The sequence below is a fragment of the Bordetella petrii genome, assembly GCF_000067205.1.
Lineage (GTDB): Bacteria > Pseudomonadota > Gammaproteobacteria > Burkholderiales > Burkholderiaceae_B > Bordetella_A > Bordetella_A petrii.
The window spans coordinates 4,135,202-4,149,315 of the sequence record NC_010170.1; the positions used below are offsets into that span (position 1 = coordinate 4,135,202).

General features: G+C 63.9%; 10 protein-coding genes. 7 read left to right on the top strand and 3 right to left on the bottom strand.

The window, feature by feature from the left end:
- Positions 1-68: 68 nt before the first annotated feature.
- Positions 69-1,079, bottom strand: a complete 1,011-nt coding sequence (locus BPET_RS19920; RefSeq protein ID WP_012250817.1) for a LysR family transcriptional regulator — start codon at positions 1,077-1,079, stop codon at positions 69-71.
- A 225-nt stretch (positions 1,080-1,304) separates the two neighbouring features.
- Positions 1,305-1,607 (bottom strand): response regulator transcription factor, encoded by a 303-nt coding sequence (locus BPET_RS19925; protein WP_331386510.1) that lies wholly within the window; start codon positions 1,605-1,607, stop codon positions 1,305-1,307.
- Between the two features lie 15 nt (positions 1,608-1,622).
- Between BPET_RS19925 and BPET_RS27470 the strand changes: the two genes are divergently transcribed.
- The 3 genes from BPET_RS27470 (at position 1,623) to BPET_RS19935 (ending at position 3,774) form a co-directional block, all read left to right on the top strand.
- Entirely contained in the window at positions 1,623-1,754 is a 132-nt protein-coding gene (locus BPET_RS27470; RefSeq protein WP_269446948.1) for a hypothetical protein, read from the top strand.
- A gap of 270 nt (positions 1,755-2,024) precedes the next feature.
- Entirely contained in the window at positions 2,025-2,957 is a 933-nt protein-coding gene (locus BPET_RS19930) for an MBL fold metallo-hydrolase (protein WP_012250819.1), read from the top strand.
- Between the two features lie 160 nt (positions 2,958-3,117).
- The gene (locus BPET_RS19935; protein WP_012250820.1) at positions 3,118-3,774 is read left to right on the top strand and encodes a response regulator transcription factor; all 657 of its coding nucleotides are present in this window, start codon (positions 3,118-3,120) and stop codon (positions 3,772-3,774) included.
- A 63-nt stretch (positions 3,775-3,837) separates the two neighbouring features.
- Here the strand turns inward: BPET_RS19935 and BPET_RS19940 are convergent, their stop codons facing one another.
- Positions 3,838-5,043, bottom strand: a complete 1,206-nt coding sequence (locus BPET_RS19940; RefSeq protein ID WP_012250821.1) for an NAD(P)/FAD-dependent oxidoreductase — start codon at positions 5,041-5,043, stop codon at positions 3,838-3,840.
- 251 nt (positions 5,044-5,294) lie between these two features.
- Here BPET_RS19940 and BPET_RS19945 point away from each other — a divergent pair, with 251 nt between their 5' ends.
- From BPET_RS19945 to BPET_RS19960, 4 genes are all read left to right on the top strand, one after another.
- The gene (locus tag BPET_RS19945) at positions 5,295-10,793 is read left to right on the top strand and encodes a trifunctional serine/threonine-protein kinase/ATP-binding protein/sensor histidine kinase (RefSeq protein WP_012250822.1); all 5,499 of its coding nucleotides are present in this window, start codon (positions 5,295-5,297) and stop codon (positions 10,791-10,793) included.
- Between the two features lie 247 nt (positions 10,794-11,040).
- On the top strand, positions 11,041-11,328 hold the full coding sequence (groES, locus tag BPET_RS19950; RefSeq protein WP_012250823.1) for a co-chaperone GroES: 288 nt from the start codon (positions 11,041-11,043) through the stop codon (positions 11,326-11,328).
- A 33-nt stretch (positions 11,329-11,361) separates the two neighbouring features.
- The gene (groL, locus tag BPET_RS19955; RefSeq protein ID WP_012250824.1) at positions 11,362-13,002 is read left to right on the top strand and encodes a chaperonin GroEL; all 1,641 of its coding nucleotides are present in this window, start codon (positions 11,362-11,364) and stop codon (positions 13,000-13,002) included.
- Between the two features lie 191 nt (positions 13,003-13,193).
- On the top strand, positions 13,194-14,111 hold the full coding sequence (locus BPET_RS19960) for a YihY/virulence factor BrkB family protein (RefSeq protein ID WP_041863095.1): 918 nt from the start codon (positions 13,194-13,196) through the stop codon (positions 14,109-14,111).
- Positions 14,112-14,114 lie beyond the last annotated feature (3 nt).

Below are 14,114 nucleotides of genomic sequence, written 5' to 3' on the forward strand. Positions count from 1 at the left end.
TGCCGGCCAATTATATATAGGGGCGCCCGGCCCCCGCGGCATCTGCACCGGCGCCCGATGCGTCACACTCAGCATTCACCAACGCCGGGCCTCTGCACGGCGTTCAAGTCCAGCGCCCGGATCTGCGCCGTCATGTAATCGACAAAAACCCGGACACGTGCCGGCAGATGTTCCCGGCTCAGGTAACAAATATAGTGACCCCGATCTTTCGCCGCATACTGGGTCAACGCCGTTACCAATTCGCCGCGCCGCAAGCAATCCCGCACTTGATGCGCCGACACCTGCGCAATGCCCCGGCCGTCCAGAACCGCCTGCCTGACCAGATAAGCATCGTTGAACGTAAGTTTGGAAGACGGCAGAAACGTACGCACCTGCCCTTGCACCATGAATTCCCACTCAAGAACGCGCCCGGACGAGCATGTCATGTTGATGCAATCGTGCTGCCCGAGTTCGTCCAGCGTCGCGGGCAGTCCGCGCGCATCGGCATAGGCCGGCGACGCGCAAACCACCATCTGCATCGGCACCAGTTGCTTGGCCACTACGCATGAATCTTTCAAGCGCCCGTCCTGAAACGCCACATCGATCCGGTCACCCGCAAAATCGACCGGCCTGTCGTTCAGAAGCAGCTCTACCGAAATATCAGGATAGGCTTCCGAGAATTGCAGTAATAGCGGCGCCACGACGTTGCGCCCGAATCCGATGCCGGATGACACCCGCAACAGGCCGCGAGGCGGCCCGCTGCGAAGCTCCAGCATGTCGTTGACAGCGCCTGCGATATGGCTGACGCCAATGTGGCAATGCTTGAAAAACCGCTCACCCTCGCGCGTGAGGCTGGTGGCGCGCGTGGTTCGCAAAAACAGGCGTGTCTTCAGGTGTTGCTCGAGCCGCTGCACACTGCGCGAAACGCTTGATCGCCCGATGCCAAGTCGCTCGCCTGCCTTGGAGAAGCTTCCTTCTGTCGCAACGGCCATGAACGCGATGATGCCCGCATAACTGGTTGCCAGGCAGTTCGACAGCGAAGCGGCGCGATCTGGCAGGCCGGCACTGAATGCGGGTTGCGATAGATCCGATTGACTCATTGATGGCTCCGAGGCTGCTGTGCGTAGAACCGTGGAGATCTCTGCGGCTGCCGCCTGCGATCTCTCTGCTGCCGTGTATCAATGGTACGCGAGTGGGGCCAGACAACCATTGTCTGCCGGTCTGGTGAGCCGTCATACAAACGGGCGGCCGGCTAATACAAAGGTATGAGCCGCGCATCCGCGCCATACGGCCAGACCGGAATAAGCGCGAACACCGGCGCGCGTTTACGGCGCTCCCATGGCAATGTCCAGCCAGTATGCGATGGCGTCGGCCTCGACAGGTTTTTCGAGCACCGCCAACGCGCCGCTCGCCATGGCCTGGGCGGTCAGGTCCGCGGCCGGATACGCGGTAATGAATATGGTGGGCGGGGCGTAGCCAAGCATCCGCATGCGTTTGTGCATTTCCAGCCCCGACATGCCCGGCATCATGATGTCGGATATCAGGCACGACGTCTCGGCAAGCTTGCCGGACTGCAAGAAGTCTTCGGCCGAGGCGAACACCAGAGTGCGCCTGCGAAATGAGCGCACGAGGCTATCCGTGGCGTGGCGAATGGATTCGTCGTCGTCGACGATCGCAACTATCTGTTCTGGGTACAAAAGGCCACCATCGGACGCCAGGAAATGGAACGAGCGGAAAACACGCCAACCAGCGCGCGGGCGCAGGCCCGCGAATGAATAGCGTAATGCCCATTCCTGGGGTCCGGAATCATACCAACGTATTAGAGAAATCGGGCCCGAAAGCGTGGACCGGCAAGCGCGGCAGGGGCCGGCAGTCGCCTGTGGCGGCCGGCCAGCTCTCTTGTCGATTGTTGTCGTTCGGCCAACATACTGAACGCCTGCGCGGTACTACTGGCGTTGGCGGCGCATCTCTAGAATTTGTCGCGACGGTGGCTGCGCAAAGCGTTGCCACGCGGCCACCCCATTCAATTGACAGGAGTCTCGAACATGAGCCAGACAACCCGCAATGTGCAGCCTGTTACCGCCACGCTCGGCAAGGAAAACGCCGGCGAACTCGTGCCCTCGCGCTACGCCGTGCGCGTGGGCGATATCGATGTGGTGCTGATCAGCGACGGCATTCTTCCGTTGCCGACTTCCACCATGTCCACCAACGTGAAGGAGTCGGACCGCAATGAATGGTTCGACGGCCGGTTCCTGCAGCGCGATATGTTCGACTGGGCGCTGAATATCGCGCTGGTGCGCAGCGGCGACCACCTGATCCTGGTCGACTCTGGCGTGGGTGACGGCTTCGAATATTTCTCGCGCGCCGGCCGCTCGGTCATGCGCCTGGAATCGGCCGGCATCGACCTGGCTGCCATTACCGACATCGTGATTACGCACATGCATATGGACCATGTCGGCGGCTTGAACGTCGATGGGGTCAAGGCCAAGCTGCGCCCTGATGTGCGCATTCACGTGGCGGCCTCGGAAGTCGAGTTCTGGCAGAACCCCGACTTCAGCAAGACCGTCATGCCAGAGGCCGTTCCGCCCGCCCTGCGCAAGGCAGCCGCGAAGTTCGTGGAGCTGTACCGCGACAACATCGTGCCGTTCGGCCAGACCGTGGAAGTCGCGGCGGGCGTGTCCGCGCGCGTAACCGGCGGGCACACGCCGGGGCACTGTGTGGTGGATGTGGCGTCGCAAGGCGAGAAGCTGACGTTCGTGGGCGACGCGATCTTCGAAGTCGGGTTCGACAACCCCGAATGGCAGAATGGCTTCGAACACGAACCCGAAAAAGCCGTCGACGTGCGTATTTCGCTGCTCAACGAGGCTGCGGAGACCGGCGCGCTTCTGGCGGCGGCGCACGTTGCGTTTCCTTCTATCGGCCATATCGCGAAGAATGGCAAGAGTTTCCGTTTCGTGCCGGTGCAGTGGGACTACTGACCAGCGCGTGGCGGTTCAGCCCAGTCGTTTAGATTGCTGTGTCCGCCCGGCGGAACGCCGCAAGCCCACAAGGCTTGCGGCGTTTTCCATGCCTGTGACACCCTGGCCGATTCAACGGCCATCGGTTATGCTCGCTGCCGGATGAGAGAAAGGAAGCGAGATGACCGCGCGGCCCCCTTCAGCTTCGGCCCCAGCCCCGCAAGAGCGCAAAGAACCGCTCGTTTATATCGTCGACGACGATGAATCGATGCGCCTCTCGCTGCAAAGCCTGCTCCGATCGAGCGGGCTGCGCGTAGAAACGTTCCAGTCGGCCCAGGAGTTCCTGGCCTTCCCGAAGTCACAAGGACCCAGCTGCCTGGTTCTCGACGTCAGGTTGCGCGGCGAAAGCGGCCTGGCCTTCCAGGAACAGATTGCGAAAAGCGGCTTGCGCATGCCCATCGTGTTCATGACCGGGCATGGCGACATCGCGATGACCGTCAAGGCCATGAAAGCGGGCGCCGTCGACTTCCTGGCCAAGCCTTTTCGCGACCAGGACATGCTCGACGCCGTGGCCAACGCCCTGGCCCGCGACAGTGAACGCCTGGCGGCCGAGCAATCAATCGCTCAGCTTCGGGCCGCCCACGCATCGCTGACGCCGCGTGAGCGCGAAGTCATGGCGCTTGTGGTAAGCGGCCTGCTGAACAAGCAGATCGCCTTCGAGCTCAACGTCAGCGAGGTCACGGTCAAAATTCACCGTGGCCAGGTCATGAAGAAAATGGGCGCGCGCTCGGTAGCGGACCTGGTCAGGAAAGCGGAATCGCTCGCGCTTCATTCCTGACCGCCAGCCCGGCAATGCGGACCACGCCTGCCTTGCAGGCGGCGCGGCCCATGCCAGGCAGAATCAAAGATCGGTCACCCGCTGCGGGTCGGCCGATGCCAGCGCGGCGGCGCGCTCGGCCTTGGGCGGGTAGATCCAGACCGTGTTGATCTCTTGCTTGGTCTTCTTGGCGACATCGCCCACCATTTCCACCTTGCGTTCCCAGCCGCGCGTGAACAGCGCGCCGGCTTCGCCGAGGTCCAGGCAGGTAACGTAAGCCTTCTGGTGGTAAGGCTGGGCGGGTACGCCCAGCAATTCGGCCGCCGCGTTGTTGCCGGCAAAAGCCCCCATTCTGGTGGCGTGCTGGCAGGACATCAGCGCGTTGTTGCCGTCATTGTCGCAGGCAGCTCGCGCGGCGTCACCCGTGGCGAATACACCTTGCACGCCCGGCACGCGCAAATCGCGGTCGACCACCAGGCGGCCGAAATTGTCGCGTTCGGCGGAAATCTGGGCGGTCAGAGGCGCGGCGCGCATGCCGGCGGCCCAGACCACCGTTGCGGCCTCGATGCGCTCGCCGCTGGACAGTGTGATGCCGGAAGCGTCCAGTGAATCCACCCCGACGCCAAGACGGGTTTCCACGCCCAGCTTGCGCAGGGCGTCTTCGATAATGGGGCGCGGGCCTGCTCCCATGTCGGGCGCAATTGCGCTATTGCGGTCAACGATGACCACGCGGATTTTTGCGTCTTTGCCGAGAATCTCGCGCAGCCGGCCCGGCATTTCGGTGCCCGCCTCGATGCCGGTGAAACCGCCGCCCACCACCACCACCGTGTCGCGCCCGTTTCCGGCCGGGCGCTGGGCCAGGCCGTGCAGGTGCTTGTCCAGGGCCACCGCGTCGTCCAGAGAATCAACGCTGAAGCCATGTTCGGCAAGGCCGGGAATATCGGGACGGAACAATCGGCTACCGGTCGCCACAACCAGGCGGTCGTACGACAGTGGCTCGCGCGAACCTTTTTGGTTCACAATCTGTACCGTGCGGGCCTCGGTATCGACCGCATCCACGCTGCCCTGCACGTAAACCACGTCAATCGCCTTCAGCACATCCGCAAGCGGCGCGGCAAGCGTTTCGGGATTCCGTTCATAAAGCCGCGGGCGAACCACCAGCCTCGGCTCAGGAGACACCAGCGCGATTTCTAGCTCTTCGGGAGTGGTTCCCTGAATATCGCGCAGACGAGCCGCGGAAAGCGCGGCATACATGCCGGCGAAGCCGGCGCCTATGATGACGAGTCGCATGTGATTACTCCCTGTGGATACGTTGGACCGACGGCACGCTACAGACACCATCGTACGCATCTGACGCCACAGAACCATTCTTCGGCGGTGTGGCAAATTCCTATACACAGGTGGGGCGAAGTAATACGAAGGTATGACCCGGCACATGCCACGCAGGCGACGCATTGCCGCCCCTGTGGCCGCCGCGGGAACTGATATATCCTTACGGCACGCCTGCGTCCGCAGAAGCGACCTATATCGTTGCAGCGTCGATGGACAAGAACATGAAGCTTTCGTGGGACGATGGCGAGCGCATTTTCTGGAGAGGGCAATTCGATGCGCCATCTCGCCAGAATGTGCTGTTTGCGCGGCCGGCCATCGAGCAGCCCTTGCCCGAAACGCTTGACCGCCTTGCCCACGAATTCGACCTGAGAAATGAGCTCGACAGTGCGTGGGCCGCGCGCCCGCTGCTGCTGACCCGCGAAAACAACCAGACCACGCTGGTGCTCGAAGATCCGGGCGGCGGGCCGCTCGCGCATCTGCTTGACGGGCCGCTGGAAATCAGCCTGTTTCTGGAGCTCGCGCTCGGCATTGCCACTGCATTGGACAAGCTTCACCAGCACGGGCTGATCCACAAAGACATCAAGCCCGCGCACATTCTCGTGCACTGCACCGACGGACGCGCGCGTTTCACGGGCTTCGGCCTGGCGTCGCGCCTGCCGCGCGAGCGGCAAGCGCCCACGCCGCCAGAAACCATTGCCGGCACGCTCGCCTACATGGCCCCCGAACAAACCGGCCGGATGAACCGGTCGGTGGATTCGCGCAGCGATCTTTATGCGCTGGGCGTGACTTTCTACCAGATGCTGACCGGCGTGCTGCCGTTTTCCGCCATGGACGCCATGGAATGGGTGCACTGCCATATCGCCAGGACCCCGATGCCGGCCGCCGAGCGCGTGGCGACCGTGCCCGCGGCGATTTCGCGCATCGTCATGAAGCTGCTCGCCAAGACGGCCGAAGACCGCTACCAGACGGCGGCCGGCCTTGAGCACGACCTGCGGCGCTGCCTCGCCGACTGGAACCGGCTGGGTCGCATCGATGAATTTTCCCTCGATGAACTCGGCGCTCCCGACCGGCTGATCATTCCCGAGAAGCTCTATGGCCGGGAACGGGAAGTCGATGCCCTGGCCGCCGCGTTTGCCCGCATCGTCGGTAGCGGCGTGCCCGAACTGGTGCTCGTGGCGGGATATTCAGGCATTGGAAAATCTTCAATCGTCGACGAACTGCACAAGATCCTGGTGCCGCGGCGCGGCCTGTTCGCCTCGGGAAAGTTCGACCAGCATAAGCGCAACGTTCCGTATGCCACGCTGATCCAGGCCTTCCAGAGCCTGGTGCGCGCGCTGCTTGGCAAGCCCGACGCCGAACTGGAAAGCTGGCGCGAGGCGTTGCAAGAAGCGCTAAGCCCCAACGCGGCGCTCATGACCGATCTCATCCCCGACCTGAAGCTCATTATCGGCGAGCCGCCTCCCGTCGCCGAACTCGAGCCGCACCAGGCCCAACTGCGTTTCCAACTGGTGTTCCGGCGCTTCATCGGCGCTTTTGCCCGGCCAGAGCATCCGCTTGCGCTTTTTCTCGACGACCTGCAATGGTTGGATTCGGCAACGCTGGACTTGCTGGGCGACCTGCTCACCCACCCGGACCTGCGCCACCTGATGCTAATAGGCGCCTATCGCGACAACGAAGTCGATGCCGCCCACCCACTGGCAGCCAGCCTTCAGGCGATGCGCGGCGCCGGCGTGCGCGTCGATGAAATCCGCCTCGCGCCGCTGTCCGATGCGCACATCCAGCACCTGATTGCCGACGCGCTGCGCCACACGCCGGGATCGGTGCAACCCCTGGCGCGCCTGGTGCGTGACAAGACGGGCGGCAATCCGTTCTTCGTCATCCAGTTCCTGCTTTCGCTAAGCGAAGCGGGCCTGCTGGTTTTCGATCATGCGGCGCGGCAATGGCAGTGGGACACCGAGCGCATTCGTGCGACGGCCTACACCGACAACATCGTGGACCTGATGGCCGGCAAGCTGGAACGCCTGCCGACCGCGACGCAGCAGGCGCTGCAGCAACTGGCCTGCCTCGGCAGCGCCGCCGGCGCCGCCACCCTGTCGGCCGTGCTCGGCATGCCGCAGGGAGAGTTGCATGCGCTGCTGTGGGAGGCGGTTCGCCAGGAACTGATCGTGCGGCGGGAAAACGCCTACGCCTTCATTCACGACCGGGTCCATGAAGCGGCGTATTCATTGATTCCGCCGCAGTCGCGCGCCGAAGCCCATCTACGGATCGGCCGGCTGCTGGTCGCCCGGACGCCCCCCGCGCAGCGCGAGGAAACGATCTTCGAAATTGTCGGCCAGATGAACCGCGGCGCCGCGCTGATTGCCGAGCCGCAAGAACGGGAACAGCTGGCCGAACTTAACCTGCTCGCCGGCCAGCGCGCCAAGGCGTCCACCGCCTACGCCTCGGCGCTCGCCTATTTCGTTGCTGGCGGCGAGCTGCTGGACGACGAATGCTGGCAGCGGCGCCACGCGCTGAGCTTTGCGCTGGAGCTGAACAGGGCAGAATGCGAGCTGCTGACGGGGCAGCTGCCGCTGGCCAAAGAGCGGCTGGCGGCGCTGTCGGAACGTGCCGCCAGCACCGTCGAGCATGCCCGCGTAGCATGCCTGCAGACAGATATCTACCTGATGCTGGGCCAAAGCGAGAACGCGGTTACCGTAAGTCTCGCGTTCCTGCGCCGGACGGGCGTAGCGTGGCAGCCCCGCCCCGATGAAGCGACGGTAAGACGCGAATACGAGCGCATCTGGTCGTTGGTGGGAGACCGGCGCATCGAGGCGCTCATCGATATGCCGCCCATGGAAGACCCCGTGGCCCTTGCCACCGTCGAGGTGCTGACCCGGTTTCTGCCCTCGGCGGTGCTCACGGACACGAACCTTGGCTGCCTGACCATCTGCAAGGCAATCAATCTCAGCCTGGAGCACGGCAACGGCGATGCGTCGTGCGTGGCCTACACCAACTTCCCGAAGTTCGCCGGGCGGTTCTTCGGCAACTACCAGGCCGGGTTCCAGTTTGGCAAGCTGGGCTGCGAGCTCGTCGAGCGGCGCGGCCTCGAACGCTACAAAGCCAGCACCTACCACGCCTACACCATTTTCGTCGCGCATTGGGCGCAACCCGTGCGGGCTTGCAGCAGCCAGGTGCGCCGCGTTTTCGACATGGCCAGCCGGACCGGCGACATTCCGTTCAGCGCCTTCGCGTGCAACTGCCTGGTCTCGAACCTGCTTTTCACCGGCGAGCCGCTACCCGGACTGCAACGCGAGGCCGAAGCCCGCCTGGCGTACGCCAGAAAAGTCGGGTTCAGCGTCGTCGCGCACTTCATCGAGAACCAGCTCGCGCTGATCCGCATGCTGCGCGGCCTGACGCCGGTGCTGGGCCAGCTTGAAGACGGTCACTATCACGAAGCCCGGACCGAGCATCAGCTGTCGAACCCTTCGCTGGCCATTGCCGCGTGCTGGTACTGGGTTAGAAAACTGCAGGCCCGCTATCTTGCCGGCGATCACGAGGCAGCCATGCATGCCGCGTCCCGGGCGCATGAACTACGCTGGACCTTGCATGCGTTTATTGAAGAGGCCGAATACTACTTTTATGCCGCGCTGGCCAGGGCCGGCTGGTGCGGCTCCATTCCCGCCGGAGACCGGCCGCCGCATCTGGCGATGCTTGCCGCCCACCACCGGGAACTGCGCACCTGGGCCGAGCTCTGCCCAGAGAACTTCGCCAGCCACGTCGCCCTGGTGGGCGCCGAGATCGCCCGCCTGGAAGACCGCCTGATCGATGCCGAAATGCTCTACGAGCAGGCTATTCATTCGGCGCAAGACAGCGGCTTTCCCCACATCGAAGCGCTTGCCAACGAACTGGCATCGCACTTCTACGACGCGCGCGGCCTGGGGAAGATTGCGCGCGCATATATGCACGATGCCCGCTACGGCTATCTGCGCTGGGGCGCCAACGGCAAGGTGCGGCAACTGGAAGCGACCCACGCGTACCTGAAGACGGAAGAAACAGCGCCCAGGCCAACCAATACCATCGCGGCGCCTATCGAACACCTGGACCTGGCCACCGTGATCAAGGTCACGCAGGCAGCGTCGGGAGAAATCCATCTCGAAAAGCTGATAGACATGGTCATGCGCACGGCAATCGAACAGGCCGGCGCCGAGCGCGGCCTGCTCATCCTGTCGCAGGGCGGGGCGGGGTACCGCGTTGCCGCCCAGGCCACCACCCGGGGCGACGCGGTTCTTCTGCAGTTGTCCGACACCCCGCTTAGCGCGGCAATGCTGCCCGAGTCCGTGCTTCTGCACGTCTTGCGCACACACGAAACGATATCGGTGGACGACGCCTCGGCCGACCCCGCGTGGGCCGCCGACCCCTACGTGCGCCAGCATCGCGCCCGCTCTGTGCTATGCCTGCCCCTGGTGAACGGGGCCCTGCTCATGGGCGCGCTCTACCTCGAGAACAACCTTACCGCGCGGGTATTCAGCGCGGGGCGGGTGGCCATGCTGAGGCTGGTTGCCTCGCAAGCCGCAATTTCGATCGAGAACGCCCGCTTGTATCGCGAAGTGGCGGACAGCGAGGCGCGATTCCGCAGCCTGGTCGAAGCCAACATTATCGGCATCGTCACCTGGCATGCCGATGGAACCATCGTAGAAGCCAATGATGTTTTCCTGCGCATGGTGGGATACAGCCGGGAAGACCTGGAATCCAGACTGATACGCTGGGACGAGCTGACGCCGGAAGAATTCCGCCTTGCCACCGAGCAGGCGCAGCAGCAATGCAGGCAGACGGGCCGCGCCCACCCGTTCGAGAAAGCCTATATCCGGAAGGATGGCAGCCGCGTGTCCGTTATCGTCGGCCTGGCGCTGTCCGGAACCGGCCAGGGAATCGGCTTCGTGCTCGACCTGAGCGAACAAAAGCAGGCGGAAATGAAGTTCCGCGAAAGCGAGCAGCGCTACCGCGAGGTGCAGACCGAGCTGGCCCACGCCACGCGGGTGGCCACCATGGGACAGTTGACGGCCTCGATTGCCCATGAAGTCAATCAGCCCATTGCCGCTACGGTAACCAATGCCGAGGCCGCGCTGCGCTGGCTGGATCTACAACCGGCCGATACGCGCGAAGCCCGCCTTGCGCTTGGCCGTATCGTCAAAGACGCCAACCGCGCCGGCGAAGTGCTCAACCGCATCCGGCAATTGATCAGGAAGGCGCCGCCACGGAAAGAGCCCGTGGATATCAACGAGGCAATCCGCGAGATCATCGAGCTTACGCGCGGAGAAGCCAAGAAGGGCCACGCCGCCATACAGACGCAGCTGGCGGACGGACTGCCGCTTGTTGAAGGCGACCGCGTGGAACTGCAGCAGGTGCTGCTTAACCTCATCATCAACGCGCTCGAGGCGATGACGGGCGTGCACGATGGCTTGCGGCAAGTGCATGTCAGCACCCGCAAGGCCGACCGCGGACTGGTGCTGGTGGCCGTGCGCGATTCGGGCCCTGGCTTCGGCCTGGACGACAACGAACGCCCTTTCACCGCGTTCTATACGACAAAGTCTACGGGCCTGGGCATGGGGCTTTCGATCTGCCGCTCGATCATCGACGCGCACGGCGGCCGGCTGTGGGCAAGCGAAAACTCGCCGCGCGGGGCCGTGGTTCAGTTCACGGTGCCGGCTCATCCGGCGGTTGCGGCGTGAGGCGGAAGCACAGTTCCGGCTGAGGTGCGGGTCATGGTGGCGCCGGATAAAGAGGGACAAAACATTGCCACAGGCACCGGCCAGGCAGGTGCAGTTCGCCCCAAATATGTAACAGCGCCCCCCTCCCCCCTTGAACCACGCCGCATGATCCCTATAATTAGCACTCGCTGCCGGTGAGTGCTAACACCGCCTCCCGGCCTGAATCCGATCATTTCACCCTTCTCTCTATAGAAACAGGAGTTCCCTCATGGCCCTGCGTCCCCTGCACGATCGCGTGATCGTCAAACGCCTGGACAACGAGCGCAAGACTGCCTCGGGCATCGTTATCCCCGACAGCGCCGCTGAAAAGCCGGATCAAGGCGAAGTGGTTGCCGTTGGCCCGGGCAAGAAGACCGAAGACGGCAAAGTGCTGCCGGTTGACCTGAAGGCTGGCGACAAGGTTCTGTTCGGCAAGTATGCCGGCCAGTCGGTGAAAGTCGATGGCGAAGAGCTGCTCGTCATCCGCGAGGAAGAAATCCTCGCCGTGATCCAGTAATTACCTGAACCGAATTTTCGAAGGAAGCTCATAATGGCTGCCAAGCAAGTCCTGTTCGGCGACGACGCCCGTGTCCGCATCGTCCGCGGCGTGAATGTCCTCGCCAACGCTGTCAAAACCACCCTCGGCCCCAAAGGCCGCAACGTTGTGCTCGAGCGTTCGTTCGGCGCCCCCACCGTCACCAAGGACGGCGTGTCGGTTGCCAAGGAAATCGAACTGAAAGACAAGTTCGAGAACATCGGCGCCCAGCTGGTCAAAGACGTTGCCTCGAAGACCTCGGACAACGCCGGCGACGGCACCACCACCGCCACCGTGCTGGCCCAGGCCATCGTGCAGGAAGGCCTGAAGTACGTTGCCGCCGGCTTCAACCCCATCGACCTGAAGCGCGGCATCGACAAAGCCGTGTCCGCCGCCGTGGCTGAACTGGCCAAGCAATCCAAGCCGGTCACCACCAGCAAGGAAATCGCCCAGGTTGGCTCGATCTCGGCCAACAGCGACGAATCCATCGGCAAGATCATCGCCGACGCGATGGACAAGGTCGGCAAGGAAGGCGTCATCACCGTCGAAGACGGCAAGTCGCTGGACAACGAACTGGACGTGGTCGAAGGCATGCAGTTCGACCGCGGCTACCTGTCGCCCTACTTCATCAACAACCCCGACAAGCAAGTCGCCGCGCTGGACGATCCGTACGTCCTGATCTTCGACAAGAAGATCAGCAACATCCGCGACCTGCTGCCCGTGCTGGAACAAGTCGCCAAGTCGAGCCGTCCGCTGCTGATCATCGCTGAAGACGTCGAAGGCGAAGCGCTGGCCACCCTGGTGGTGAACAACATCCGTGGCATCCTGAAGACCACCGCCGTCAAGGCGCCTGGCTTCGGCGACCGCCGCAAGGCCATGCTGGAAGACATCGCCATCCTGACGGGCGGCGTGGTCATCTCGGAAGAAACCGGCATGTCGCTGGAAAAGGCCACCCTGCAGGAACTGGGCCAGGCCAAGCGCATCGAAGTGGGCAAGGAAAACACCACCATCATCGACGGCGCTGGCGACAGCAAGTCGATCGAAGCGCGCGTCAAGCAGATCCGCGTCCAGATCGAAGAAGCCACTTCGGACTACGACCGTGAAAAGCTGCAAGAGCGCGTGGCCAAGCTGGCCGGCGGCGTTGCCGTGATCCGCGTCGGTGCTGCCACCGAAGTCGAAATGAAGGAAAAGAAGGCCCGCGTCGAAGACGCCCTGCACGCGACCCGTGCCGCGGTGGAAGAAGGCGTGGTTGCCGGCGGCGGCGTGGCGCTGCTGCGCGCCAAGCAAGCCATTGCCGACCTGAAGGGCGACACGGCTGACCAGAACGCCGGCATCAAGCTGATCCTGCGTGCTGTCGAAGAACCGCTGCGCACCATTGTTACCAACGCCGGCGAAGAAGCCAGCGTGGTGGTCAACAACGTGCTGAACGGCAAGGGCAACTACGGCTACAACGCCGCCACCGGCGAGTACACCGACCTGGTCGAACAAGGCGTGCTGGACCCCACCAAGGTGACCCGCACCGCCCTGCAGAACGCCGCCTCGGTGGCCAGCCTGCTGCTGACGGCCGAAGCCGCCGTGGTCGAACTGTCCGAAGACAAGCCCGCTGCTCCTCCCATGCCCGGCGGCATGGGCGGCATGGGCGGCATGGACTTCTAAGTCCGCGCCGCTGCCGCGAGCATCCCCGGCCCGTCCGGGGATACGCCAGACCAACGCCCCCAAGGGTTCGCCCCTTGGGGGTGTTTTTTTGGGCGCCCCGCCCGCGCGCACGGCGGGCACAGGGTTTGCGGATTGTGGGCGGACGAGCCGCCCCCCTACAATGCGGGAATTCCGACTGCGAAATGAGCGCCATGACTATCCCGCCCCGCTTGCTGCAAATGCTGCGCCCCTCGGAAATCTACGGACTGCTGGTCGACTCGGCCAAGCAGTGGTCGGGCCACCGGGCCTCCAGCAAGGGCGCGGCGCTATCGTTGTACATGGTGTTTTCGCTGGCGCCGATGCTGATCCTGGTGATTGCCGTGGCGGGCATTTTCTTCGGCGAAGAGGCCGTGCGCTCGGAGCTGTTCGCCCAAGTTCGCGACCTGACCGGCGCGCGCGGCGCCGAGGTCATCCAGACCGTGCTGGCCAGCGCGCACGAGTCGGGCGGCGGCTGGATCGCGGCGCTGCTGTCGATTGCCGTGCTGCTGTTCAGCGCCACCACGGCGTTCGCCGAGCTGCAGGCCAGCCTGGACGAACTGTGGGACGCCACCAGCCAACGCAAATCGGGCCTGCAAGGCATGGTGCGCAGCCGCATGGTGTCGTTCGGCCTGGTGCTGGTGCTGGCCCTGTTCCTGCTGTTGTCGCTGATCATGAATGCGGCGCTGGGCGCGGCCAAGGGCTACTATGGCGATCTGTGGACCCATTCGGCCTTTGCGGTGCTGGCCGGCTGGCTGTCCAACCTGTTCTCGTTCGCGGTGGTGACGGCGCTGTTCGCGGTGGTGTACAAGCTGCTGCCCAGCATTGCCATTCCGTGGCGCGACGTGATTCCGGGCGCCATCGTGACGGCGGCGCTGTTCCTGGTGGGCAAGTGGGGCATCGGGCTGTACCTGGGCCGGGGCGGCACGGTGTCGGCCTACGGCGCGGCGGGCTCGCTGATCGCCCTGCTGTTGTGGATTTACTATTCCGCGCAGATTTTCTTTTTTGGCGCCGTGTTCACGCGGCAGTTCGCCGAGCGTTTCGGCAGCCGCAAGCCGCCGCAGCCCGCCGAACCGCCCGCGCCGCAGGCCTGACGG